Source organism: Pseudomonas sp. CGJS7, from assembly GCF_036961695.1.
Map to the genome: position 1 here is coordinate 13,347 of NZ_JBAMDI010000111.1, position 23,790 is coordinate 37,136.

The following is a 23,790-nucleotide window of genomic DNA, read 5'->3' on the forward strand; positions in this document are numbered from 1 at the left end:
CACACCGCGACAGGCACGCCCGATGCGAAAATCCTGCGTATCATCGCCGGCATCCCACTGCCTTCTGGAACGCCCATGCGCCTGCGCGCGGCCGTACTCGCCTTCGTTGTGTCCGTGGCCGCCGTGTGCGGCGCCGCGCGCGCCGGCAGCGGCGAGGCGACGGTGGTCAGCGCGACCGTCGCCGACCGGCCGATCGAAGGCGCGGCGGTCGAGTTGCGCCGGCCGGGCCAGCCGGCGCTGACGGCGGTCACCGACGCGCGCGGCCGCATCGCCCTGGATCCGGCCGCGTTGCGCGATCCGGACGCGCGCCTGAGCATCCGCAAGTCCGGCCACGCCGAGTTGTTGGCCCACTGCCCCTGCGACGGCGCCAACTACGCGCTCAGCCCGGCGCTGCAAAGCCTGGACGGCCTGCGCATGGTGCTGAGCTGGGGCGCGGCCCGGGCCGATCTGGACGCGCACCTGAGCTTCCCCGGCGAGCACGTTTATTTCGAGCGCAAGAACGGCGAAGACGCGCGCCTGGATCTGGACGACACCGAACGCCACGGCCCGGAAACCATCACCGTGCTGCGCAAACATCCCGGCGAGGTCTACACCTACGCCGTGCACGATTTCGCCAATCGGCAAAACCCGGCCGCCGATGCCTTGGCGCGCAGCCAGGCGCGGGTCTACGTCTACGTCGGTCAGACCCTGGTGCGCACCTACAGCGCGCCGCAGCAGCCCGGCAATCTGTGGACGGTGTTGCGGGTCGACGGCGAAGGCCGCTTCCAGGACATCAACCGGATCGGCGCCAGCCGTTCGCCGGCGGAGAAGATCGGCGCGGAAATCGCCCGCATCGGCGTCGACAGCGGCCATCCGCAAGTCAGCGAAAACAGCGACGACGCCGAGCAAGCCAATCAACGCGGCGAAGCGGCGTATCGCAGCGGCGATCTGATCGGCGCCATCGCCGCGTATCAACAAGCGATCGAACTCGACCCCAACCACGCCCAGGCCTACGCCAATCTCGGCCTGGCCTATGTCAAGCGCGGCCGCGCCGCCGAGGCGATCTGGGCCTCGCGCAAGGCCATCGCCCTGGCCAAGGGCGCCAACGCCGCGACGGTCCGCGCCGGCGCCCACTACAACATCGGCAAGCTCTACGAAGAAGACGGCCAGTACGAGCGGGCGATGTCGAGTTATCTGGCGGCCAAGCGCGAGAAGCCGGACAAATCCTACGATCAGGCGCTCGAACGGGTCAGCGCGTATTGATGCGGCGGCCGATGCGCGGGCACAGTGGCGGCAGGTCGGAGTGAGGAACAGCATGCAATCGATGTGTGGTCGCGGCGTTAGCTCGCGACAGCCCAAGCGATCGGCCGCGCGGTCTCGCGCCGCCCTCGCCTTGTGCGCGCTGCTCGCGCTTGCGCCGACGCTCTCGCCCGCGCACGCCGCCGGCCCGGCCGAAGTCGCCAGCGCCGACCGCGCGAGCTGGCCGCGGCCGATCGATTCGCCGGCCGGGTTCGACCGCGCCTCGCGCGCCGAGATCCTCGCCTTCGCCCACCAACTGCTGCGGTCCGAGGCGCTCGACGACGCCGCCCTGGCGCAACGCCTGCGGCTCAAGCAGGTCGACCGCGCCAGCGTCGACAAGATCCGCGCGCGCTGGTGGCGGCGGCTCGGCGACAACTACCGACTGGCCTCGCGCGCCTGCGCCGCGCGCGAGCCGATGTGCGCACCGGCCGCCGACACCGCCGCGCTACGCGCGCTGGCCGCCGGCTTCGACGCCGCGCCCGAGCCGGCCTTCGCCGCCTGGCATGCCGACGCCGCCCGCTTCCACCGCATTTATCTCGACGAACAACTGCGCCTGGCCGCGCTGTTCCCGCGTACCAGCAGCGAGATCGATACGTATTCGGCGCAAGAGCTCGACGGCAGCGAATTGCCCGACCGCCAGTTCCTGCTGACCTTCGACGACGGCCCGACCGCGCCGGGCGGCAACACCGACAAACTGCTGAGCGCGTTGCGCGAGCACAAACTCGACGCGACCTTCTTCGTGCTCGGCCAATCGCTGCAACGGCAAGTCGACGCCGGTCCCGCCGGCCGCACCGCGCAACGCTACGCCGGCATGTGCCTGGCCTCGCACGGCTGGGAACACCAGTCGCATTCGCGCTGGCCGCAGTGGCAGGACTCGGTGACCCGCAGCAGCGCGCTGATCGCGGCCCAGGCCGGAGCGAGCTACGTGCCGCTGTTCCGGCCGCCGTACGGGCAGCGCCGCGCCGACAGCGGCGAGTTTTTTCGCCAGCATGGCTTGCGGGTGGCGCTGTGGAATATCGACTCGCAGGATTGGAACGCCAAGATGACCCCGGCCGACATCCAGGGCCGATTGCTCAGCCTGATGCTGCTGTGGCGGCACGGCACGATCCTGTTCCACGACATTCACGACAAGGCGCGGGTCGCCTTGCCGGCGCTGCTGCGCCAGACCCGAGGCGCCGGGATCGCCTGGACCCCATGCCGCGACTATCCGGGCCGCGACTGACCGCTGCGCGGCGCTGATCCGAATCCGCCGTCCAGAGCGGGCGCGCAACATCGGTGATCCGATCCGCGCGCATTCGCCGAGTCATTGCTACGGCGCCGCGAACATTCGCGGCGCCGATCCGTGCGGGCCCGCGCCCGCCGACCGGATCGACTCGTCACCACTCTGACCAAGGAAGAAAGCAATGCGCATCAGCCGAATCTCCGCGCTCGCATCGGGCCTGACCCTGTTCGCCGCGTCGTTGGCCACCCTCGCCTCGCCGCCGCCGAGCGACTGGCAAAACGCGCCGGTCTGCAACGGCAAGTACAGCGCGCGGATGAAACACACCTTCAGCGAAACCGCGACCACCGCCGGCGTGCGCACCGAAGCCAGCGTCGTGCGCAATCCCTTCGCCCAGGGTTCCTTCCCCAACCCGACCTATTATCTGGCCGAAGCCGAAGTCTCCAGCCGCAGCGACGTGCATCCGAACTGGGTCAGCGACAGCCAGTCGCGCGACGGCTACAACAGCTATTCGGCCGAGCCGGCACAGGTCGGCACGGTGGTGTTCAAGAACAGCGGTTGCAAACTGGTCGGCACCGCGCGGGTGAGCGTGCAGTGCCCCGGCAGCGCGGCGATCGAAACCAAGGAATTCAGCCGTACCTGGGACGGCTGCGGCCTGTAAGGCCGATTCGCATCCGGGCCGGCGCGTGCCGGCCCGGATGCGAAGGCGCCGCAACCACAGCGCCTTCGCTCGTTGCAACCGCGGTTTAGGCCAGCGCCGCCTGATGCACCCCCGCCACCGCGCGACCCGACGGATCGGCCGCGTTGGCGAACGCCGCGTCCCAGGCGATCGCCGCCGGCGAGGAACAGGCGATCGACTTGCCGCCCGGCACGGTCTCGGCGCAGGCGGTGCCCGGGAACAGGCGCTCGAAGATGCCGCGGTAGTAATACGCTTCCTTGGTCTGCGGGGTGTTGATCGGGAAACGGTTGGCGGCGGCGGCGAATTCGCGGTCGCTGACGTGGGTGTCGGCGTGCAGTTTCAGACCGTCGATCCAGCCGTAGCCGACGCCGTCGCTGAACTGCTCCTTCTGCCGCCACAGGATCGAATCGGGCAGATAGCCTTCGAAGGCTTCGCGCAGGATCGACTTCTCGATCTTGCCGGCGGCCTTGTCGACCATCTTGGCCTGGGCGTCCATGCGCATGGCCACGTCGAGAAATTCCACGTCCAGGAACGGCACCCGCGGCTCCACGCCCCAGGCCATCATCGACTTGTTCGCGCGCAGGCAGTCGAAGCTGTGCAGCGCATCGAGCTTGCGCACCAGTTCCTGATGGAACTCGCGCGCGTTCGGCGCCTTGTGGAAGTACAGATAGCCGCCGAAGATTTCGTCCGAGCCCTCGCCCGACAACACCATCTTCACCCCCATCGCCTTGATCCGCCGCGCCAGCAGGAACATCGGCGTGGACGCGCGGATGGTGGTGACGTCGTAGGTTTCGATGTGGGCGATCACATCCGGCAGCACGTCCAGGCCTTCTTCGAAGGTGTAGGTGAAGCCGTGATGCACCGTGCCCAAGGCTTCGGCGGCGATTTCGGCCGCGGCCAGATCGGGCGAGCCCTGCAGGCCGATGGCGAAGGAATGCAGGCGCGGCCACCACGCCTCGGCCTTGTCGTCCTCTTCGATCCGATGGCGGGCGAAACGCGCGGCGCAGGCCGCGACCAGCGAGGAATCCAGGCCGCCGGACAACAACACGCCGTAGGGCACGTCGCTCATCATCTGCCGGTGCACCGCGCGTTCGAACGCTTCGCGCAGTTCCTGCCTGGACACTTCCACGCCCTGGGTCGCTTCGTACTCGCGCCACGGGCGCTGGTAGTACTTCACCGGCGCGCCGACTTCGCTGTCAAAGTAATGCCCGGCCGGGAACGGCGCGACGTCGTCGCACAACCGCGCCAGCGCCTTCATCTCCGAGGCCACCCACAAGCGGCCGTCGGCGTCGTGGCCCCAGTACAGCGGGCACACGCCGATCGGATCGCGCGCGATCACGTAGCGGCCGCGCGCGGCGTCCCACAGGGCGAAGGCGAAGATGCCGTTGAGGCGGTTGAGCAGCTCGCCGATATCGCCGCCTTCGCGGTACAGGGCGTTGATCACTTCGCAGTCGGACTTGGTCTGGAATTCGTACGGCGCGGTGAGCTGTTGTTCGAGTTCGCGGTGGTTGTAGATCTCGCCGTTGACCGCCAGGGCCAGCTCGCCGTCGGACGAACGCAGCGGCTGCGAGCCGCCGGTGGGGTCGACGATGGCCAGGCGCTCATGCACCAGGATCGCGCGCGGCTCGACGCTGACGCCGGACCAATCCGGGCCGCGGTGGCGTTGCTTGGCCGACAGGGACAGGGCCAGCGGTCTGAGCGGTCGCAGATCGGCGCCGGGGCGGAGGTCGAACAAGCCTAGGATCGAGCACATCGGGTGGATCTCCTGAAGGTTGCAACGTTGAGGATCGGAGTCGAGGTGGTTGTGGAAATTCGGAGGCCTGAAACGCAAGAAGCCCGCACTTCGCAGTGCGGGCTTCCTGAGCGATTGAGCGTGTGTTGCGCGCGCTAATCGCCGGCCCGCGGGAGGCTGGCGTTATTGCGATTATTGTTGTTGGCGCGCACGTTGGCCGCGAGCGAACGCAGCCGGCCGGCGGAAGCGGCGCTGCGGATCGGGGCGGTGGCGGACGCGGAAGTCATGGATCGATCCTGCTTGAGGACGGCGCCGGATGCAAGCGCCGTCTGCCCGGATCAACGCGACCGCCGTCGCGGTCCGGCCAATCGGCATCGGCGCAGGGGCGCGGGCCCGGCCGGCCCGCGGGGCGGCCGGCAAGGTCTGCGGACCCGGGACGTTGCGGACAGGTCGAGTCGCAGCTTCGGCCACTACGGAAGCTCCGGGTCAGATGTCCTCACAGAACCTCCAGCCTTTCTGCTGACCGCATTCGCAGCCCGGCCACGGACTTCGGCTAAGCTCGCTGGCGGAGGATACCCATGGCCAAATGGATCAAGCGCGGCCTGCTCGCGCTGCTTTGCCTGTCTTTGATCGGCGGCGCGACCGCCTGGTGGCTGCTTCGCGGCAGCCTGCCCCGCCTGGAGGGCGAACTCGCTCTGTCGGGACTGACCGCGCCGGCGACGATCCAGCGCGACGCGCTGGGCGTGGTCACCGTCGAGGCCGCCAACGAAACCGACGCGATGCGCGCCCTGGGCTACGTCCACGGCCAGGAACGTTATTTCGAAATGGACCTGCTGCGGCGCACCGCCGCCGGCGAACTGTCGGCGCTGTTCGGCGCGCGCGCGCTCGATTACGACCGCCAACACCGCGTACATCGCCTGCGCCACCGCGTTCAGGCCGAACTGGCCTCGTTCACCGCCGACAAGGCCGCGCTGCTGCAGGCCTACGCCGACGGCGTCAACGCCGGCCGCCAGGGGCTTTCGCGCAAACCGTGGCCGTACCTGCTGCTGCGCGCCGAGCCCGAGCCGTGGACCGTCTCCGATTCGGCCCTGGTAGGTTACGCCATGTACTTCGACCTGCAGGACGGCAGCAACGCGCGCGAGTACACCCAGTGGCGGATCAGCCAACACCTGCCGGCGCCGCTGTACGCGCTGGCGACCCACCTGGGCAGCAGTTGGGACGCGCCCTTGTTCGGCGCGCCGCACGGCGATGCCGAACTGCCGAGCGCCGAACAAGTGGACCTGCGCAAACTGCCGACGCCGCCGCCGGGCAAGCTGGTGCCGCTGCCGTTCCTGGATGAAATCGGCAGCAACAACTTCGCCGTCGCCGGCAGCCTCACCGCCGATCGCCGCGCGATCGTCGCCGACGACATGCACCTGGGTCTGCGCGCGCCCAACATCTGGTTCCGCGCGCGCCTGCGCTACGCCGACGCGCGCGCGGCCGGCGGGCGCATCGACGCCAGCGGCTTCACCCTGCCCGGCCTGCCGGCGGTCGTGGTCGGCAGCAACACCCACATCGCCTGGGCCTTCACCAACAGCTACGGCGATTGGGCCGACTGGTCGCGGCAACCCGGCTGCGCCGGCAACGCCACGCCGCAACAGTGCCCCGGCCTGACCGTGCATCAAGAGACCATCGCGGTCAAAGACGGCCCCGCGCAGACCTTGAGCGTGCGCGAAACGGCCTGGGGGCCGCTGCTGCACGACAACCCCGACGGCAGCGCGCTGGCGCTGCGCTGGAGCGCGCATCTGCCCGGCGCACTGAATATGGGACTGTCCGATTTTCTGCATGCGCAATCGGTCGATCAAGCGCTGACGGTCGCGCGCAAGGTCGCGATGCCGGTGCAGAACCTGGTGGTCGGCGACAGCCAGGGCAAGATCGCCTGGCGCTTGCTGGGCCCGCTGCCGGAGCGCGAGGACGGCTGTTCGGCCGCGAACCTGGTCGAAAACCAGGTCGACGGCGTTGCCGCGTGCGCGCCCTGGACGATCCAGACCGAAGACGCGCCGAACCTGATCGCGCCGCCGTCGGGACGCTTGTGGACGGCCAATGCCCGCATTCTCGACGGCCTGGACCTGGAGCGCATCGGCGACGGCGACTATGTGCTCGGCGCGCGCGCTGGCCAGATCCGCGACGGCCTGTTCGCCAAGCAACAGTTCAGCGAACGCGACCTGCTGGCGATCCAGCTCGACGACCGCGCGCTGTTCCTGCAACGCTGGTGGCAACTGCTGCAAGACCAGTCCGCGCGCGTGACCAAGGACGGCAAGAGCCCGGCGTTGACCGCGTTGGCCACCGCTTCCAAGCAATGGGAAGGCCGCGCCGAACCGAACTCGGTGAGCTACCGCATGGTGCGCAACTGGCGGCGCGCGGTATTCACCCGCATCGCCAACGGCCTGACCGCGCCGGCGCAGGTGGCGATGGGCGCGGATTTCGAAATGCCCGAGCTCAAACAACTCGAAGGCGTGGTGTGGCCGCTGTTGAATCAACGTCCCGCGCATTTGCTGCCGCGCAACGAGTCCAGCTGGGACGGCCTGCTGGAACACGCGGCCGCCGACGTGCTCGGGGACCTGAAGATCGCGCCCGGCGCCGATGCGGCCAAGCAGTTGGCCAAGCACGATTGGGGCGAACACAACACCGCGGCGATCTGCCACCCGCTCGCTTCGGCCCTGCCGGGCTTCGCCAAGTCCGCGTTGTGCATGCCGCCAGACCAGCTTTCCGGCGACGCGGCGATGCCGCGCGTGCAACGCAGCAACTTCGGCGCGTCCGAACGCATGGTGGTGTCGCCCGGTCACGAAGCCGACGGCATCATCCACATGCCCGGCGGGCAGAGCGGGCATCCGCTGTCGCCGTTCTGGGGTGCGGGGCATGACGATTGGGTGCAGGGACGGCCTACGCCGTTTTTGCCTGGGGTGGCGAAGTACACGCTGAGGTTGACACCGCGGTGAGTTGTCGCGGGTTGCGCGGCTAAGAGCAAATCCCCCCTGCCCCCTTTTTCAAAGGGGGGAACGGCAACAGCAGGGGCGGCGGCGCTGGCGCTGGCAGTGGCGAAGGCCACCGACGCTAACCATTGCCCCCTTTGCAAAAGGGGGCAAGGCGCCTACGCACTCAACCCCAAGTGAAACCAGCGCGCCGGGGGATTTGCCCCAGCCCCCCTCAAACCATCAACCGCTCAATCAACGCCAAATACAACTCCGGCAACGCCTCAAGCTCAGCCACCGAAACATTCTCATCGACCTTGTGAATGCTCGCATTCACCGGCCCGATCTCGATGCACTGCGCCCCCAACGGCGCGATAAAACGCGCATCCGAAGTCCCGCCGCCGGTACTCTCCACCGGCGCCGCGCCAGCGAATCCCGCCAACACCTCACGCGCCGCCGCGCGCAGCGGCCCCTCCGGCGTATAGAACGGCTCGCCCCCGCGGAACCAACGCAGCTCGTACTGCAGCCCATGCGCCCGCAACACCGCCTCACACTCCCGCTCCAACCGCTCGGCGTTCCAACTCGGGTTGAAGCGAAGATTGAACAACACCTGCAACTCGCCCGGAATCACGTTGTTGGCGCCGGTGCCGGCGTTGATGTTGCTGATCTGCAGCGACGTCGGCGGAAAGGTCTCATAGCCCTCATCCCAACGCCGCGCAGCAAGCTCCGACAGCGCCGGCATCGCCTGATGGATCGGATTGCGCGCCTTCTCCGGGTAAGCGACATGGCCCTGCACGCCGATCACCTTCAACGTCGCCGACAACGTGCCGCGACGACCCACCCGCAACAGATCGCCGAGCTTGGCGGTCGACGACGGCTCGCCGGTCACGCACCAATCGATGCGTTCGCCGCGCGCGCGGAACGTCTCGGCGACCCGGCGCACGCCGTCGATCGCATCGCCTTCCTCATCGGAAGTCAGCAACAACGCCACCCGGCCGCGATGCCCCGGATGCGCGGCGACGAACCGCTCCAACGCCACCACGAACGCCGCCACGCTGCCCTTCATGTCGGCCGCGCCGCGCCCATACAGCACGCCGTCGCGGATCTCGGGCAGGAACGGATCGCTGGCCCAACTGTCGACCGGCCCGGAAGGCACCACATCGGTATGGCCCAGCAACACCAGCGTCGGCCCGTCGCCGGCGCCATGCACGGCCCACAGATTGTCGACCTCACCGTAACGAAGGTGCTCGCAAGCGAACCCGACGCGGCGCAGACGCTCGGCGATCAGCGTCTGACAGCCCAGATCCTCGGGCGTCACCGACGGACGCGCGATCAGATCGCAGGTCAGCCGCAGCACCTCGCTGACATGCTCGCCGCCGCTCACGACCCGATCCCGAAGCGCTGCTTGAAACCGTTGTCGCTGAAACCCTGGCTCACCTTGCCGTCGTCGGTCACCACCACCGGCCGCCGGATCAGCTGCGGATACTCCTTAAGCAACAGCTTCCACTCCGCATCCGACGCCGGCTCCTTGCGGTTCGGCGGCAACGTGCGCCACGTGGTCGAGGACTTGTTGATCAGCGACTCCCAGCCGCCCAATTGATTCTTCCACTCGATCAGCGTTTCCGGCGTCTGCCGGTTGTCGCGGTAATCGACGAAGCTGTGGGCGACGCCGAAGCGGTCGAGCCACTTGCGGGCTTTTTTGCAGGTGTCGCAGTTGTTCAAGCCATAAAGCGTGGTCATTTCGGCCTCGGTTCCTTTTTCAGCGAATCTATACGCGTTTCGAGCTCTTTCGCCAGGGGATGCCTGGCGAAAGGAATCCATTGTGTACCTTGCGGGATAAAGACGATCTTTTGGCCCAACCTGCCTGGGACCGCCAAGTGCAATTTCAAACGTGTTGGATTTTTGTTGCGAGTAACTTCGATGAATATCACATTGGCCAGGAGGACGCAGTCTTTGACCTGCCCCTTTCTGATCAGCAGGCGGTCGCCTTCGTCGACCACCTCATCCACCACGTCCCAGATACTCAGCCAGCAGACGACCAGGACCAGCAACGCGATCACCGGGACGAAGAGCAAAGCCTGGGGCAACCAGCCTCCAGCGCTGGAAAACGCGATCAGCAAGATAGTGGGAAGACCAAAGAAGAACACCGGATAAGCCCGCTTGATGAAAGCCGTCGCGCTTGAAGAAAGAAGCCTCATTCATCGCCACCGACTGCAGGTTCGCGCCCCTGGCCGACCACAGCCCCACCCTTCTTCCCCGCGTACTTCTTCACCCGGCCTATCCTCGCTTCCAACTCATCGGCCAGATTCCTCTGCGAGTTCAAAGACCACGCCTCACGTGCAGGAATGAACACGACCGCACCATCGAACTTATCGGCCCTACGCAGCTTGAGCGTCAAACGCGTGGGATTGCTCATCTTGCTCAAACGCACTTCGACGACATCCGCCAACATCACCCGCTGCGTTACGTCCCCCTTGCGCACGAGCAGCGAATCGCCGTCGTCGAACACTTCATCCGCCAGATCCGAAACGGTAGCCGCGAGAACGAGCGCCCCGAGTACCGCAGCGATGAGCGGCGCCACGACCAACGCGAAGTCGAAAGGCCTGGCCACCGCACCGACAAGAAGCATCACGGCGCAAGTCGCAAAAAATATCGTCGGCAAGAACCTTTTCATGCCGAAGGTATTTCCAGAAGATATCCTGTTCATCGTCTGATCCGCCTCCACTCCAGCAATGAGCTGCAGCGACACAATTCGGCCCCGATTCAACCCGAAGTAGGCCGCCAGCCCCCGGCCCGTCCGATCCGGCGCCGCAGGTCGACCAGGATCTCGTTCTCGCCGAACCCATGCCAGGGACTCATGGCGGCGACGAAAACGATCCGCGACCCGAACACGGTCGGACGGCGCAATTGCAAAGCGATATGGTCCGGGTTCTTGAACCACTGCTTCGAAACCCGTTCGATATCGTTGAGCGCGATCGAAATCTCGACGCCCCTGCGGCGAACCAGCAACCGATCGCCCAGATCGTCCACCGAGTCGGCCAGATGCCAGCTCGACACCAGTTGTCCCACGCACAACAAGGTGAAAAAGGCGAAGCACGCCAGCAAGACCTGATCGTCGGGGAAGTCCGCCCTGACGACGCGCCAGTAAACAGCCGGCATCACTACCACGGACGCCAGAGCCCCCCACTTCAACCACGGCGACCACCTCGATGAAATCCTTTTTGGCGTCATATCACCCTCAAGACGTCGGAAACAGCTGAGTAGCGGACATTGCGGCTGTTAGCCCATGCAGCGCCTTCATCGTACTCAACCTGGATTTCGAGCAGAGCCGACTCGGCGCTCAAGATCCAGCGCCGTCGCATTGGGCCCCACCGGATTGAGCCGAGGCAGAAATACGATTCGATCGCCCAGCGGCCCCGCCGCCTTCAAATGCAGGGTCACCCGCCGAGGCTTGGTGTTGTGGCCAGCCTCAACGTAAGCGATATCGTCCATGTCCACCCGGTGCTCCACCTTGCCGCGCCGCACCCATAAATGGTCGCCGTGATCGTCGACTCGGTCGGCGAAGGTACTGGCGAACACGCAATAGCCCACGAGCACCGCAATCAAGGCGAACCAGACTGCGAAGAACTCACCGGGCACCGCGGCGCGAGTTCCGAACAGAAACAGCGCCGGAACGATCAAGGACGCAACCAGCAGCGACAGCCCGAGCCCCCTGTGAACAGCGGTCATCGGCGAGGCCAACTGATCGACAGGCATCTGCGACTCCCTCGGTGCGCTCCAGGGCGACTATGGCGACGGCGCGGAGGTCGCGCTTGCCAGCAATACCCGCTGCTTCAGATCTTCGACCACCACGCTCGCGCCCCAGGTGCCGAAGGGCGAGTTCGGTTTCGGCAGAAACACGATGCGCGAACCGAACCGGCTCGGCTCGCGCAGACGCAACGTCGCGTACGGAGTTCGAACCAAGTAGCTGATCGATACGCTCTTGATATCGGCCAGGGCGATGGTTTCCTCGACCTTGCCGCGACGCACCTTGAGCCGGTCGCCGCAATCGATGACCTCATCAGCCAAGTGCAGCGACGCCACGACCTGAAACAGGTAGCCCGCCGCGACCGCTACCAAGGCCCAGAAGATGGGCTGTTCCGGAAATTCCCGGTACACGGACAGAAAGATCAAAGCGAATATCGCCAGACTCAGCGCGGGCATGACCCACTTATGCACCACCATCATGCCCGCCGAAATCCGCTGCACGCTCAGTTCCTCAGTCCGCCAGCCCGCGCAACAACTCGTTGATGCTGGTCTTCGACCGCGTCTTGGCATCCACCTGCTTGACGATCACCGCGCAATACAGCGAATGCGACCCGTCCTTGGCCGGCAACTGCCCGGACACGACCACGCTGTACGGCGGCACCGAGCCGTAGCTGATCTCGCCGGTGGCGCGGTTGTAGACGCGGGTGCTCTGGCCCAGGAACACGCCCATGCCGATCACGCTGTGGTGGCCGACGACGAAGCCTTCCACCACTTCCGAACGCGCGCCGATGAAGCAATGGTCTTCGATGATGGTCGGCGAGGCCTGCAGCGGTTCGAGCACGCCGCCGATGCCGGCGCCGCCGGACAGGTGGCAGTGCTTGCCGATCTGGGCGCAGGAGCCGACCGTGGCCCAGGTGTCGACCATGGTGCCTTCGCCGACGTGGGCGCCGATGTTGACGAAGCTCGGCATCAGCACCACGTCCTTGCCGATGTAGGCGCCGCGGCGGGCGATGGCGCCGGGCACCACGCGCGCGCCGAGCTTGCGGAAATCGGCTTCGCCGTAGCCTTCGAAGCGCGCCGGCACCTTGTCCCAGAACGGCGCCGGGTCGGCTTCGACCACTTGCATGTCGTTGACCCGGAAGTACAGCAGCACCGCTTTCTTGAGCCATTCGTTGACGGTCCAGCCGCCCTTGCCGTCGGGCTCGGCGACGCGGAACTCGCCCTGCTCCAGGCCGTCGATGACGCGCTCGACGGTCGGCCGGGTGGAGCCTTCGATTTCGTCCGGCGTGAGCATGCTGCGGCGCTCGAACGCGCTGTCGATCATGAACTTCAGTTCATCGACGCCCGGCGACTCGACGCTCTTCTTCTTGACGGTCTTCTTGCTGGTCTTCTTGGCGGGGCTCATCGACTTTCTCCTTCGAGGCAGGCCAGCAACGCGTCGCGCAGGGCCTGCTGTTGCGTTTGATCGAGCGCGCGATCGCGCCCGTCGGTGATCTGGAATACGTCCTCGGCGCGTTCGCCGAAGGTGGCGATGCGCGCGTCGTATACGCGCAGCCGTTGTTTTCGCAGGGTCTGGGCGACGTCGGCCAGCAGGCCGGGGCGGTCGGTGCAGACCAGGCTCAGGGTGGTGCGCGGGTTGGAACCGCCGGCCGGGTCGTGCTCGCCGCGGCCGAAATCCGAGAACTCGATCTGCGGGGCGATGCGGAAATGGCGCAGATGGCGCGGCTGCGCGCGGCGCGCCGGCTTGATCCGTTCCAGCGGGCCGGCCAGGGTCGACTCCAGACGGCGCTCCACGTCTTCGGCGCTGGGCGATTGGCGAGGATCGGTCGGCACCACTTCGAAGGTATCGAAGATCGCGCCGTGCGGGCCGTCGAGCACGCGCGCCTGCTGGATCGCCAGACCCAGGCGGTCCAGGGTGGCGACGATCGCGGCGAACAAGCCGTCGCGATCGGGCGAATGCACGAACACTTCCAGCGCGCCGGCATGCGCGCCGCCGTGGGCGCTGACCGGCCGCGCGCGCACCCGGGTGTCGCCGAGCGCGATGCCGCGCAAGGACGCGGCCTGCCAGGCGATCTGATCCGGACGCCCGCGCTGGAACGCGATCTCGGGCATGCGCGCGAACAATCCGGCGATTTCCTCATCGCGCGCGCCGAACGCGGCGAGCATGGCCTGCGCGGCTTCGCGGGTTTCCGCGGCACGCTCGGCGCCGGCGACCGGATGCTCCAGGCCGCGGCGCAAGGCCAGGCGGGTGGCGGTGTACAGATCGGCCAGCAGCCGGTCCTTCCACGCGTTCCACAGCTTGGGCGAGGTGCCGGCGATGTCGGCGCAGGTGAGCAGGTACAAATGATCCAGGTGCTCGCGGTCGGCGACCTTGGCCGAGAAGCGATGGATCACTTCCGGATCGGCGATGTCCTGTTTCTGCGCGGTGGTCGACATCAGCAGGTGCTGGCGCACCAGCCATTCCACCAGCGCGGTGTCGGATTCGCTCAATCCCATGGTGGTGCCGAACACGCGCGCGTCGTCGCCGCCGAGTTCGGAATGATCGCCGCCGCGGCCCTTGGCGATGTCGTGGAACAGGCCGGCCAGCAACAGCAGCTCCGGCTTGCGCAGGCGCGGCCAGACTTCGTGGGCGATGCTGAAGCGCTCATCGGCCACGCCGGAGGCGAAGCGCGCCAGGTTGCGCAGCACCGCCAGGGTGTGTTGATCGACGGTGTAGACGTGGAACAGGTCGAACTGCATCCGCCCGGAGACTTTCGAGAACGCCGGGATCCAACGCCCCAACACGCCCAGCCGGGCCATGCGTTCCAGCGCATGCACCGGATGCGGGCCGCGCAGGATCTTGAGAAAGCGCTCGCGCAGCGCCGGCTCGGCCTGCTCGAAGCCGGGAATCTTGTTCAAGGCCTCGGCCAGCGCGCGCGCGGTCTGCGAATGCAGGCCGCGGATTTCGTCGTGCGCGGCCCAGGCCGCAAACAAGGCGAACACCTCGGCGGCGTCGCGCGGCCATTGCGGGTCGCGCGCGGCGATGTAGTCGCGGCGCAGTTCGAAGGCCTCGTACAGACCGGTCAGCGGCACCGGCACGGCCTCGCCTTCGATCTGTTCTTCGAAGCGTTGCAGCAGGCGCTCGCCGATCCGCAGCACCAGCGCGGCGCTGCGGTAGAAGCCCTGCATCATCTGCTCGACCGCCAGATTGTCGGCGTTGTCGACATGGCCCATGCGCTCGGCCAGCAGCTTTTGGTAGTCGAAGCGCAGCCGCTCTTCGCGTTTGCGCGCGACCAGATGCAGGCCGAAGCGCAAACGCGACAGGGTCCGGCGTTCGCGCTCCAGCGTGGTCAGTTCGTCCGGGCCGAGTTGGCCGATCGACACCAGCGATTCCAGATCGGAGGTGCCGATGATGCGCAGCGCCATCCAGTGCAGGGTCTGCACGTCGCGCATGCCGCCGGGGCCTTCCTTGAGGTTGGGCTCGAGGTTGTCGGCGGTGTCGCCGTAACGGGCGTGGCGCTGGCGCTGTTCGTCGCGCTTGGCGATGAAGAATTCGCGCGCCGGCCACACCTGCGAGGGCGACACCGCGGCCTGCAGCGCCATCTGCGCGACCGCGCCAGCGGCGATCGGCCGCGCTTCCAGCATCGCAGTGAGCACGGTCAGGTCGGCGGCGGCTTCGGTGCATTGCGCGGGCGAACGCACCGCGTGGCCGACCGGCAGGCCGGCATCCCACAGCGAGGCGAAGAAACAGCCCAGTTGTTCGGCCTGCGCGCTCTGCGCTTCGGGTTCGGCCAGCACCAGCAGGTCGATATCGGACTGCGGGAACAATTCGCCGCGGCCGTAGCCGCCGACCGCGAACAAGGCCAGCGGCGCGCCGGGGTCGATGCACAGTTGCCAGGCCGCGCGCACTTGCGCATCGACCGCGTCGGCGCGCGCGCGCAGCAGACGGTCGATGTCGGCGTTGCTGTCGGCGTCAAAGCGCTGCGCCAACGCCGCGTCGACCGCGCTCAGCGCGGCGCGGATCGCCGCGGCCGATCCCGGCGGCGGCGCTTCATCGGACACCGCCGCGGGCGCCGGAGCAGCGGCCGCCGATCGATCGACCGGCCGCTCGCCGGCGCCGGGGATGGTCATAGGTCGTTGTCGTCGCCCGGCACGCGGGTCAGGATTTCGACGCCGTCCTCGGTCACCGCGATGGTGTGCTCCCACTGCGCCGACAACTTGCGGTCCTTGGTCACCACGGTCCAGCCGTCGGGCAGGGTTTTGTGGCGATAAGTGCCTTCGTTGATCATCGGCTCGATGGTGAAGGTCATGCCGGGAACCAGCTTGACGCCCTGGCCCGGGTTGCCGACGTGCAGCACCTGCGGTTCTTCGTGATAGATCCGGCCGATGCCGTGGCCGCAGTAATCGCGGACCACGCTGAAGCGCTCGCCCTCGGCGTAGGTCTGGATGGCGTGGCCGATGTCGCCCAGGGTGATGCCGGGCTTGACGATGCGGATCGCGCGGAACATCGCCTCGCGGGTCACCTCGACCAGACGCCTGGCCATGACCGACGGGGTGCCGACGTAGTACATGCGGCTGGTGTCGCCGTGCCAGCCGTCCTTGATCACGGTGACGTCGATGTTGACGATGTCGCCGTCCTTGAGGATCTTGCTGTCGCTGGGGATGCCGTGACAGATCACGTTGTTGACCGAGGTGCACACGGTCTTGGGGAATCCCTTGTAGCCGACGTTGGCCGGGATCGCCTTCTGCACGTTGACGATGTGCTCGTTGCAGATGCGGTCCAGCTCGCCGGTGCTCACGCCCGGCTTCACATAGGGGGCGACGACCTGCAGCACCTCGGCGGCCAGACGGCCGGCGACGCGCATCTTTTCGATGTCTTCGGGGGTTTTGATGGAAATGGCCATGCGCGCATTATCGCTCATTCACACTCGCCTATCATCGCGCCGCGCGGTCCGCAGCGTGCCGATGCCGGCCCCTTGTGGAGACTCGCCGTGAATCTGCGCCCCTTGCTGTTCGTCGCCGGCCTGGTCCTGGCGGCCGCGCCGGCCTCCCGCGCCGAGCCGCCGGCCGCGCCCGAGCCGGCGTTCGTCGCCCTGGCCCCGGGCCTGTCGGCCCTGCGCGGGCCGGCCACCACGGTGCTGCTGGCCGAATCCGACGACGCCGCCCTGCTGGTCGACAGCGAGCTGCCCAAGACCGCCCCGGCCCTGCTCAAGGCGCTGGAAGGCCGCAAACCCTTGCGCTACGTGGTCAACACCCATTGGCATCTGGACCATGTCGGCGGCAACCAGGCCCTGGCCGAGCGTGGGGCGGTGGTGGTCGCCCACGAGAACGCCTGGCAGCGGATGGCGGCAGACACCTTTCTCAAGCATCTGAACCGGACGATCCCGGCGCTGCCGGTGTCTGCGCGCCCCAGTCTCACGCTCAAGGGCGACGGCAAGCTGCGCCTGGGCGCGCTGGAAGCGCAGCTGATTCACGTGCCCAAGGCACATACCGACGGCGACCTGCTGGTCTATTTCCCTTCCGCCAACGTGCTGCACATGGGCGACTGCTTCTTCAACGGGCTGTATCCGATCATCGATACCGGCACCGGCGGGACGGTCGACGGCCTGATCGCGGCGCTGGATCGCGGTCTGGCCGTGGCCGACGGCAAGACCCGGATTCTCGCCGGGCACGGGCCGATCGGCAGCCAAGCCGATCTCAAAGCAGCGCGAGACATGCTAGTGGAGGTGCGCGAGCGGGTCGCCCGGCTCAAACGCTCGGGCAAAACCCGCGAGCAGGCCCTGGCGGCGGCGCCCACCCAGGACCTGGACGCGCGTTGGGGCCAGGACTGGGTCAAGCCGGCCCAGATCGTCGGCTCGGTCTACGACTCCCTGCCCGCCCGGCCCTGAGCCGCCGCGGCGCCCGCCGCCGCCCGCAGTTGCCCCAGCCCCCTGCCCCGGCTACAATTCCGCGGCTTTGCTGGCGGAGCGTTCGTTCCGAACCCCACCCGCAACGCCGTCCACACCGGACGTCACCGGTGAATTCACACCTGCCGCCACAGCCCGTGCCGGGGTGCCCGAATCCTCGATCGCAAGATCGTCGATGCGGGTTCGGACACGGAAGCGACAGGGAGGCCCAACCCCGGAACCACCGCTCCGCAGCGTCTTCGCCGCGGATGCAACGCCATCACTCAATCGGCGTCGGTTCCACTGCCTTCGGAGTTTCGCAATGCCTCAGATCACCATGCGCCAGATGCTGGAAGCCGGCGTCCATTTCGGCCACCAGACGCGCTACTGGAATCCCAAGATGGGCCCGTACATCTTCGGCGCCCGCGGCAAGATCCACATCATCAACCTCGAGAAGACCGTTCCGCTGTTCAACGACGCGATGAACTTCATCTCGGCCATCGCCCAGAAGCGCGGCACCATCCTGTTCCTCGGCACCAAGCGTTCGGCGCGCGAGTCGATCAAGGAAGAGGCCGAGCGTTGCGGCATGCCGTTCATGACCCAGCGCTGGCTGGGCGGCACCCTGACCAACTTCCGCACCGTCAAGCAGTCGGTCTCGCGCTTGAAGGAACTGGAAGCCGGCGAAACCGACGGCACCTTCCAGAAGATGGTCAAGCACGAAGTGCTGGGCCTGCGCCGCGAGCGCGACAAGCTGGAAGCCTCGCTGGGCGGCATCAAGGACATGAACCGTCTGCCCGACGCGCTGTTCGTGATCGACATCGGCCATGAAGACATCGCGATCAAGGAAGCCAAGAAGCTCGGCATCCCGGTCATCGCCGTGGTCGACACCAACTACAACCCGGAACTGGTCGATTACGCCATCCCGGGCAACGACGACGCCATCCGCGCCGTGCAGCTGTACGCCCGCGCCGCGGCCGACGCCGTGCTGGAAGGCAAGGCCGCCGCTCCGCAGGCCGGCAGCGTGCGCGAAGAAGACTTCGCCGAAGGCGAAGGCGAAGGCGCCGCGAAGGAAGACCGCAAGGCCGCTCCGCGCGGTCGCGCTCCGGCCAAGAAGGGCCCGGCTCCGGCCAAGAAGGCCGAAGGCGAAGCTCCGGCCGCCGAGTAATCGAGGCCGTCAGCGCCCCGTAACGCAGCCGCGCGATAGTGCGCGGCTGCGACTCCCGCTTTATTCAACCCCTGCAGGCGCGGCGCAAGCCGCGATATTCAAGCAACGCGACCAGCGCCGCCGATATGGCGCGGCTGGACCGGGTCCGATGTTGGAAGCTGGCCGAAGATTCTTGGCTTCGGTGGCTTTCGTGGCATGACATCGCTTCGGTTGATCGCCGCTTGCGCCGCTCCTGCAAGGGCAATACGAACACCTGAGGTAACCCCAATGGCTGATATTTCCGCTTCCCTGGTCAAGGAACTCCGCGAGCGCACCGGCGCCGGCATGATGGAGTGCAAGAAGGCGCTGGTCGAAAACAACGGCGACATCGACGCCGCGGCCGAATGGCTGCGCAAGTCGGGTCTGGCCAAGGCCGACAAGAAGGCCGGCCGCGTGGCCGCCGAAGGCCGCATCGCGGTCGCCCAGAACGGCGGCAAGGCCGTGCTGGTCGAGATCAACTCCGAGACCGACTTCGTCGCCAAGGACGCCAACTTCCTGACCTTCACCGAGACCGTGGCCCAGGCCGCGCTGTCCTCGGGCGCCGCCGACGCGGAAGCGCTCAAGGCGGTCAAGCTGGCTTCCGGCGAAACCGTCGAAGAAACCCGCGCCGCGGTCATCGCCAAGGTCGGCGAGAACCTGCAGGTACGTCGCCTGATCCAGATCGACAGCGCCAACAACGTGGCCGCTTACGTCCACGGCGGCCGCATCGGCGTGCTGATCGAGCTCAAGGGCGGCGACGCCGACCTGGCGCGCGGTCTGGCCATGCACGTGGCGGCGATGAACCCGCCGCACATCAAGGCCAGCGACGTGCCGGCCGAGTTCGTGGCGAAGGAAAAGGAAATCGAACTGGCCAAGATGTCCGACAAGGACAAGTCCAAGCCGGCCGACATCCTGGAGAAGATCATCGGCGGCAAGATCGCCAAGATCGTCAACGAAGTCACCCTGTACGGTCAGGCTTACGTGCTCAACACCGACCAGACCGTCGAACAGGTGGTCAAGGCCGCCGGCGCCGAAGTGCTGACCATGCAGCGTCTGGCCGTGGGCGAAGGCATCGAGAAGCAGGTCGACGACTTCGCTGCCGAAGTGATGAAGCAGGCGGGTCTGGCGTAAGCCTGCGCGCTCGCACTAGCGATACGAAAAAGGCCGCGGATTCCGCGGCCTTTTTCTTTGCGCGCGCGTCGCCACGGCCAGACCGCGGCGAGCCGCCCGTGCTCAATCCAGCGGCGGGCACGAATCGGCGTAGCTGGTGAGCTGCGAGATCACCGTCCATTGGCCGCCGGTGTAGCGGTATTTGGTCAAGACGATCTCGAAGGCCCAACCGACGTATTCGCAGGTGGTCTCGGTGTAGAACGAGCCCTCGGCCGGATCGGCCTGGGCCACGGGCAGGAACAACAGCAAGCCGGACAGGCTCAACGCGGACAGCGTCTTGCTTAGCGTATTCATGCAACCCTTCCTGGGTTTGGCGGCGAGGATCTCGCCGGCTCCGATCATAGGGCCGGGCGTTGGTTGCTGGGTGAGGTCGGCGGGGTTGGGCTGGCGCCGGCTACTGGCTACTGGCTACCGGCTACCGGCTACCGGCTACCGGCTAGCAGCAACCGACAACCGGCAACCGGCAACCGGCAACCGCGTACTTACCTACCGTCATTCCCGCGAACGCGGGAATCCAGTGCCTTTCGTGCGAGAACGTTTGAAGTCGCTGGATTCCCGCTTTCGCGGGAATGACGACCTGCAGAGATGGTGCTGAAGTCTCTGGATTCCCGCCTTCGCGGGAATAACGACCTGGAGGGATGACGCTGAAGGTTCTAGGTTCCCGCCTTCGCGGGAATGACGACCTGGAGGGATGGCGCTGAAGGTTCTAGGTTCCCGCCTTCGCGGGAATGACGGGCTGGAGGGATGACGATGAACTCTCTGGGTTCCTGCCTTCGCGGGAATGACGGACTGGAGGGATGACGCTGAAGTCTCTGGATTCCCGCCTTCGCGGGAATGACGGACTGGAGGGATGACGATGAACTCTCTGGGTTCCTGCCTTCGCGGGAATGACGGACTGGAGGGATGTCGCTGAAGTGTCTGGACGCGCTCCTTCGCGGAAATGACGGGATCGCGCGCGCCACTCAACCGGCGACGATTTCGATCCAGTCCGAATGCACCCAACCAGACCGGCACGGCCCACGATAAACGCGGGCCTGCGCGATCGCCGAGCTCACCCCGCAACCGGCTTGCGCAGTGTTCGAGCCCGCCGCCGCATACACCACCGAAACCCAGCGGCCTCGCGTCCGGCACACATACACCTGCCGCCCGTTACCGAGCTTGTCGAGCAACAGGTAACTCGCGCCGGGCCCCGCGCGCACCGCCAGAAACCCATCGCCGCCGGGCTTGAGCCCACGCACCTCGCCGAGCGAACCGCAGGCGTCCCATTCCTGGCTGCCGCCGATCTCCACCGGCACCGCGCGCGGCGGCGCGGCCGCGGCCGAAGCCGCCAGTACCGCCATCGCGCCGCCAAGACACAAGCGCATCGCTGCTTTCATCAAAGCCTCCTTGCCGATTCGACCCGCCCTTGCCTGCCCGCGCGCGCCACCTCGGCAGCGCGCGCGTCCGCCGACCCGGCGCTTAGCTGGTCTGCTGGAAATACACTTCTTCGTACGGCTGCACCACCACCCAGCCGGTGCCGGAGAACTTGAGCTGCACGCTCTCGCCCGAGCCGCGGCCGAACAAGGTGCCCAGCGAGATGTCGGTGACGATGTCCGGCGACAGGCCGCCCGACCAGGCCACGGTGGCGTTGGGGTCGGTGAACACCGGCTGGTCCGGGGTCACCGCCAGGGTCAGCGGCTCGTAGTGCGAGGTGATCGCGACCACGCCGTTGCCGCTGAGTTTGATGTTGAACAGGCCGCCGGACATCATCCCGGAGACCTTGCGCATCATCTTGATGTCCGAGGCCACGCCGTCTTCGTACGCCAGCACGTCGTTGCCGTTGACGAAGATCGATTCGCCGTTCAGGCGCAGCAGGGTGATCTTCTTGCCCGAGTCGGCGATGTAGACCCGGCCCTGGCCCTCCATCTTCATCAGCTGGGTGCCTTCGCCGCTGATCGCCTTCTTCAGCAGATTGCCCAGCCCCTGCTCCATCATGCCCTGGCGCACGAACTTGACGCCGCCGCGGTAGGCGACCATCGAGCCGGCCTTGGCCCAGACCCGGCCGTTGAGCTTGACCTCCAGCAGGTGCGAGCTTTCCAGTTCGAACACGTCCTGGCTCAGATCCTTCTGCTTGGACGCTTCGACGAATTCGTTGAGATTCTTGATCGACACTTTCCATCTCCTTGGGTGGTGCGCGGCGGCTCGCCGGGACGGCGGGCGCGGCGGCGGTTCCAGCGACTGGACCGGCCGGCCGGATCATACAGAGCATGCCGCGACAACGTGACGGCCGTCGGTATCGCGGGCCGGGCGTCCGCCGGGTCCGCGCCGCGGGCCGATCGCGCCCGGGCCGGCCGCGACGCACCGGCTTGCACGCGTTGCGGTGCCGTTACAGCCGTTCGCGCACGCCTCAGCCGCGGGCGCTTGAGCTACAATTGCCCCCGTTTTCAGCCTCCCCCGAGATCCGCCCATGTCCCAGCTCGCCTATCGCCGTGTCCTGTTGAAACTCTCCGGCGAGGCATTGATGGGCGATGAGGACTACGGCATCGACCCCAAGGTCATCGGCCGGCTGGCGCGCGAGGTCATCGAAGTCCAGCAAGCCGGCGCCGAAATCGCGCTGGTGATCGGCGGCGGCAACATCTTCCGCGGCGCCGGCCTGGCCGCCGGCGGCATGGACCGGGTCACCGGCGATCAGATGGGCATGCTGGCCACCGTCATCAACGCGCTGGCGATGCAGGATTCGCTGGAAAAGCTCGGCGCCAAGGTGCGGGTGATGAGCGCGATCAAGATCAACGACGTGTGCGAGGACTACATCCGCCGCCGCGCCATCCGTCATCTGGAAAAAGGCCGCCTGGCGATCTTCGCCGCCGGCGTCGGCAGCCCGTTCTTCACCACCGATTCGGGCGCGGCCCTGCGCGCGATCGAAATCGGCGCCGACCTGCTGCTCAAGGCGACCAAGGTCGACGGCGTGTACGACAAGGACCCGAAGAAGCACAGCGACGCGGTGCGCTTCGACAAGCTCAGCTACGACGAAGTCATCACCCGCGATCTGCAGGTCATGGACACCGCCGCGTTCGCGCTGTGCCGCGACAGCGAGCTGCCCTTGCGCATCTTCGACATGGGTCAGCCGGGCGTGCTGCTCAAGATTCTGCGCGGCGAGAACATCGGCACCTTGGTGCAGGGCCGCGGTTGAGCCAACCGAAGTAGGCGCGAACGAATCGCCGTCGTACCGACCGGAACCGACGAAGATCCAATCCGAACAAAAAGCCCGCCGTACGGCGGGCTTTTTTTGTTGGCGAACCTGCAACCGGCCTGCGAATCTTTCGCGTCGTCGCGATAGCACCGACGTCGGGATCGGGATCGCCGAACCCAGCGCCCCCGGTTCGGTCAACGCCTCTGACTTGTCTCGCTCGCGAATTCCAACGCGGCGTGGCGCGCCTCCTCGGCCAGCAGGCGCAGGTGTTCGGGATCGCGCATCGCCGCCTCCGCATCGCGGCTCGCCTGTTCCGAGATCAGGCGCATCTGCTCGGGGTCGCGGGTCATGCGCAAGGCCTCGCGTTGCAGGTCTCCGGCCACCTGGCTCAACTCGTGGCCGCTGGGCGCTCGCATGGCATTGCGCTTGGTATCCCAGGCGGTCACATGGACTTCCATGGGCGCACGGGCCGTGCGCGAGTCTGCGCGTCCGCTGTCCTGGACGATCACGTGCACCTCAACCGAATCGCCGCCGACCCGCGAGATCTGACGACGCGTACGTTCGGCGTCGCGCCGGGCTTGCTCGGCATCGCGCTTGGCCTGCTCGGCGTCGCGTACGCGCTGGGCTGCGTCGCGTCGGGCTTGTTCGCCGTCGCGCCGCGCCTGCTCGCTGTTGAGCCGAGCCTGTTGCCCATCGCGCTTGGCCTGTTCCGCGTCGCGCTTGGCTTGTTCGGCGTCGCGGCGGCCTTGCTCGCGTGCGCGCTGGCCCTCGACCCGCGCCATGCGCGCGGCTTCGTTG

Annotated in this window: 23 protein-coding genes and 1 pseudogene; 8 read left to right on the forward strand and 16 right to left on the reverse strand. The window is 67.1% G+C overall.

All coding sequences use genetic code 11. The features are described from left to right. The first annotated feature begins 75 nt into the window (after window positions 1-75). The 3 genes from V7787_RS40645 to V7787_RS40655 all read left to right on the forward strand — a co-directional run bounded on the left by V7787_RS40645 (window position 76) and on the right by V7787_RS40655 (window position 3,158). Window positions 76-1,242, forward strand: coding sequence for a YfaP family protein (locus tag V7787_RS40645; RefSeq protein ID WP_336093250.1), 1,167 nt, complete (start codon window positions 76-78; stop codon window positions 1,240-1,242). Window positions 1,243-1,372: 130 nt separating this feature from the next. Beyond that, window positions 1,373-2,500: a polysaccharide deacetylase family protein gene (locus V7787_RS40650; protein ID WP_336093252.1), complete on the forward strand. Its 1,128-nt coding sequence runs from the start codon at window positions 1,373-1,375 to the stop codon at window positions 2,498-2,500. Between the two features lie 181 nt (window positions 2,501-2,681). Continuing rightward, window positions 2,682-3,158 (forward strand): hypothetical protein, encoded by a 477-nt coding sequence (locus V7787_RS40655; protein ID WP_336093253.1) that lies wholly within the window; start codon window positions 2,682-2,684, stop codon window positions 3,156-3,158. 85 nt (window positions 3,159-3,243) lie between these two features. Here the strand turns inward: V7787_RS40655 and asnB are convergent, their stop codons facing one another. Beyond that, window positions 3,244-4,929, reverse strand: coding sequence for an asparagine synthase B (gene asnB / locus V7787_RS40660; RefSeq protein WP_336093254.1), 1,686 nt, complete (start codon window positions 4,927-4,929; stop codon window positions 3,244-3,246). 134 nt (window positions 4,930-5,063) lie between these two features. Next, window positions 5,064-5,195 (reverse strand): hypothetical protein, encoded by a 132-nt coding sequence (locus V7787_RS40665; protein ID WP_336093256.1) that lies wholly within the window; start codon window positions 5,193-5,195, stop codon window positions 5,064-5,066. A 291-nt stretch (window positions 5,196-5,486) separates the two neighbouring features. On the opposite strand from V7787_RS40665, the gene V7787_RS40670 reads away from it, so the two are divergent. Then, complete coding sequence (locus tag V7787_RS40670) at window positions 5,487-7,886, forward strand: penicillin acylase family protein (RefSeq protein WP_336093258.1); 2,400 nt, start codon at window positions 5,487-5,489, stop codon at window positions 7,884-7,886. Window positions 7,887-8,094: 208 nt separating this feature from the next. Here the strand turns inward: V7787_RS40670 and dapE are convergent, their stop codons facing one another. The 10 genes from dapE to map form a co-directional block, all read right to left on the reverse strand. Then, window positions 8,095-9,243 (reverse strand): succinyl-diaminopimelate desuccinylase, encoded by a 1,149-nt coding sequence (dapE, locus tag V7787_RS40675; RefSeq protein WP_336093260.1) that lies wholly within the window; start codon window positions 9,241-9,243, stop codon window positions 8,095-8,097. Beyond that, complete coding sequence (locus V7787_RS40680) at window positions 9,240-9,599, reverse strand: Spx/MgsR family RNA polymerase-binding regulatory protein (protein WP_336093262.1); 360 nt, start codon at window positions 9,597-9,599, stop codon at window positions 9,240-9,242. Before V7787_RS40680 ends, dapE begins: the two co-directional genes overlap by 4 nt. Beyond that, window positions 9,596-10,057, reverse strand: coding sequence for a hypothetical protein (locus V7787_RS40685; protein WP_336093263.1), 462 nt, complete (start codon window positions 10,055-10,057; stop codon window positions 9,596-9,598). The genes V7787_RS40680 and V7787_RS40685 overlap by 4 nt, the downstream gene beginning before the upstream one ends. Further along, window positions 10,054-10,608 carry a hypothetical protein gene (locus V7787_RS40690; protein ID WP_336093264.1) on the reverse strand — a complete coding sequence of 185 codons (555 nt, stop codon included), beginning with the start codon at window positions 10,606-10,608 and terminating at the stop codon, window positions 10,054-10,056. The genes V7787_RS40685 and V7787_RS40690 overlap by 4 nt, the downstream gene beginning before the upstream one ends. A gap of 14 nt (window positions 10,609-10,622) precedes the next feature. Next, on the reverse strand, window positions 10,623-11,018 hold the full coding sequence (locus V7787_RS40695) for a hypothetical protein (protein WP_336093265.1): 396 nt from the start codon (window positions 11,016-11,018) through the stop codon (window positions 10,623-10,625). 147 nt (window positions 11,019-11,165) lie between these two features. Further along, window positions 11,166-11,615, reverse strand: a complete 450-nt coding sequence (locus tag V7787_RS40700) for a hypothetical protein (RefSeq protein WP_336093267.1) — start codon at window positions 11,613-11,615, stop codon at window positions 11,166-11,168. 30 nt (window positions 11,616-11,645) lie between these two features. Continuing rightward, window positions 11,646-12,107 (reverse strand): hypothetical protein, encoded by a 462-nt coding sequence (locus tag V7787_RS40705; protein ID WP_336093268.1) that lies wholly within the window; start codon window positions 12,105-12,107, stop codon window positions 11,646-11,648. 10 nt (window positions 12,108-12,117) lie between these two features. Further along, a complete protein-coding gene (dapD, locus tag V7787_RS40710; protein ID WP_442965353.1) occupies window positions 12,118-13,011 on the reverse strand; it encodes a 2,3,4,5-tetrahydropyridine-2,6-dicarboxylate N-succinyltransferase in 894 nt (297 codons plus the stop codon). Continuing rightward, entirely contained in the window at window positions 13,008-15,716 is a 2,709-nt protein-coding gene (glnD, locus tag V7787_RS40715; protein WP_336093269.1) for a [protein-PII] uridylyltransferase, read from the reverse strand. The genes dapD and glnD overlap by 4 nt, the downstream gene beginning before the upstream one ends. Then, entirely contained in the window at window positions 15,713-16,489 is a 777-nt protein-coding gene (gene map, locus V7787_RS40720; RefSeq protein ID WP_336093277.1) for a type I methionyl aminopeptidase, read from the reverse strand. The genes glnD and map overlap by 4 nt, the downstream gene beginning before the upstream one ends. Before the next feature lie 87 nt (window positions 16,490-16,576). Here map and V7787_RS40725 point away from each other — a divergent pair, with 87 nt between their 5' ends. The 3 genes and pseudogenes from V7787_RS40725 to tsf all read left to right on the forward strand — a co-directional run bounded on the left by V7787_RS40725 (window position 16,577) and on the right by tsf (window position 19,784). After that, window positions 16,577-17,473 (forward strand): MBL fold metallo-hydrolase, encoded by an 897-nt coding sequence (locus tag V7787_RS40725; protein ID WP_336093270.1) that lies wholly within the window; start codon window positions 16,577-16,579, stop codon window positions 17,471-17,473. A gap of 319 nt (window positions 17,474-17,792) precedes the next feature. Next, window positions 17,793-18,479: pseudogene (rpsB, locus tag V7787_RS40730) on the forward strand (30S ribosomal protein S2); the annotation flags it as partial. Window positions 18,480-18,902: 423 nt separating this feature from the next. Further along, complete coding sequence (gene tsf, locus V7787_RS40735) at window positions 18,903-19,784, forward strand: translation elongation factor Ts (RefSeq protein WP_336093271.1); 882 nt, start codon at window positions 18,903-18,905, stop codon at window positions 19,782-19,784. A gap of 102 nt (window positions 19,785-19,886) precedes the next feature. On the opposite strand, the gene V7787_RS40740 is transcribed toward tsf, so the two are convergent. The 3 genes from V7787_RS40740 to V7787_RS40750 form a co-directional block, all read right to left on the reverse strand. Then, window positions 19,887-20,117, reverse strand: a complete 231-nt coding sequence (locus tag V7787_RS40740) for a hypothetical protein (RefSeq protein WP_336093272.1) — start codon at window positions 20,115-20,117, stop codon at window positions 19,887-19,889. A gap of 668 nt (window positions 20,118-20,785) precedes the next feature. After that, window positions 20,786-21,199, reverse strand: a complete 414-nt coding sequence (locus tag V7787_RS40745; RefSeq protein ID WP_336093273.1) for a hypothetical protein — start codon at window positions 21,197-21,199, stop codon at window positions 20,786-20,788. A gap of 82 nt (window positions 21,200-21,281) precedes the next feature. Further along, entirely contained in the window at window positions 21,282-21,974 is a 693-nt protein-coding gene (locus tag V7787_RS40750; protein WP_336093274.1) for an AIM24 family protein, read from the reverse strand. Window positions 21,975-22,269: 295 nt separating this feature from the next. Here V7787_RS40750 and pyrH point away from each other — a divergent pair, with 295 nt between their 5' ends. Further along, entirely contained in the window at window positions 22,270-22,992 is a 723-nt protein-coding gene (gene pyrH / locus V7787_RS40755) for a UMP kinase (protein ID WP_336093275.1), read from the forward strand. 194 nt (window positions 22,993-23,186) lie between these two features. On the opposite strand, the gene V7787_RS40760 is transcribed toward pyrH, so the two are convergent. Beyond that, the coding region (locus V7787_RS40760) for a hypothetical protein (protein ID WP_442965354.1) at window positions 23,187-23,790 on the reverse strand (604 nt) is incomplete at its 5' end.

Bases quoted from the DNA above. Each gene is read 5' to 3' on its own strand.
- V7787_RS40645 (WP_336093250.1), top strand. From the start codon at position 76: ATGCGCCTGCGCGCGGCCGTACTCGCCTTCGTTGTGTCCGTGGCCGCC.
- V7787_RS40655 (WP_336093253.1), top strand. From the start codon at position 2,682: ATGCGCATCAGCCGAATCTCCGCGCTCGCATCGGGCCTGACCCTGTTC.
- asnB (WP_336093254.1), bottom strand. From the start codon at position 4,929: ATGTGCTCGATCCTAGGCTTGTTCGACCTCCGCCCCGGCGCCGATCTG.
- V7787_RS40665 (WP_336093256.1), bottom strand. From the start codon at position 5,195: ATGACTTCCGCGTCCGCCACCGCCCCGATCCGCAGCGCCGCTTCCGCC.
- V7787_RS40670 (WP_336093258.1), top strand. From the start codon at position 5,487: ATGGCCAAATGGATCAAGCGCGGCCTGCTCGCGCTGCTTTGCCTGTCT.
- V7787_RS40680 (WP_336093262.1), bottom strand. From the start codon at position 9,599: ATGACCACGCTTTATGGCTTGAACAACTGCGACACCTGCAAAAAAGCC.
- V7787_RS40685 (WP_336093263.1), bottom strand. From the start codon at position 10,057: ATGAGGCTTCTTTCTTCAAGCGCGACGGCTTTCATCAAGCGGGCTTAT.
- V7787_RS40695 (WP_336093265.1), bottom strand. From the start codon at position 11,018: ATGCCGGCTGTTTACTGGCGCGTCGTCAGGGCGGACTTCCCCGACGAT.
- V7787_RS40700 (WP_336093267.1), bottom strand. From the start codon at position 11,615: ATGCCTGTCGATCAGTTGGCCTCGCCGATGACCGCTGTTCACAGGGGG.
- dapD (WP_442965353.1), bottom strand. From the start codon at position 13,011: ATGAGCCCCGCCAAGAAGACCAGCAAGAAGACCGTCAAGAAGAAGAGC.
- glnD (WP_336093269.1), bottom strand. From the start codon at position 15,716: ATGACCATCCCCGGCGCCGGCGAGCGGCCGGTCGATCGATCGGCGGCC.
- map (WP_336093277.1), bottom strand. From the start codon at position 16,489: ATGGCCATTTCCATCAAAACCCCCGAAGACATCGAAAAGATGCGCGTC.
- tsf (WP_336093271.1), top strand. From the start codon at position 18,903: ATGGCTGATATTTCCGCTTCCCTGGTCAAGGAACTCCGCGAGCGCACC.
- V7787_RS40740 (WP_336093272.1), bottom strand. From the start codon at position 20,117: ATGAATACGCTAAGCAAGACGCTGTCCGCGTTGAGCCTGTCCGGCTTG.
- V7787_RS40745 (WP_336093273.1), bottom strand. From the start codon at position 21,199: ATGAAAGCAGCGATGCGCTTGTGTCTTGGCGGCGCGATGGCGGTACTG.
- pyrH (WP_336093275.1), top strand. From the start codon at position 22,270: ATGTCCCAGCTCGCCTATCGCCGTGTCCTGTTGAAACTCTCCGGCGAG.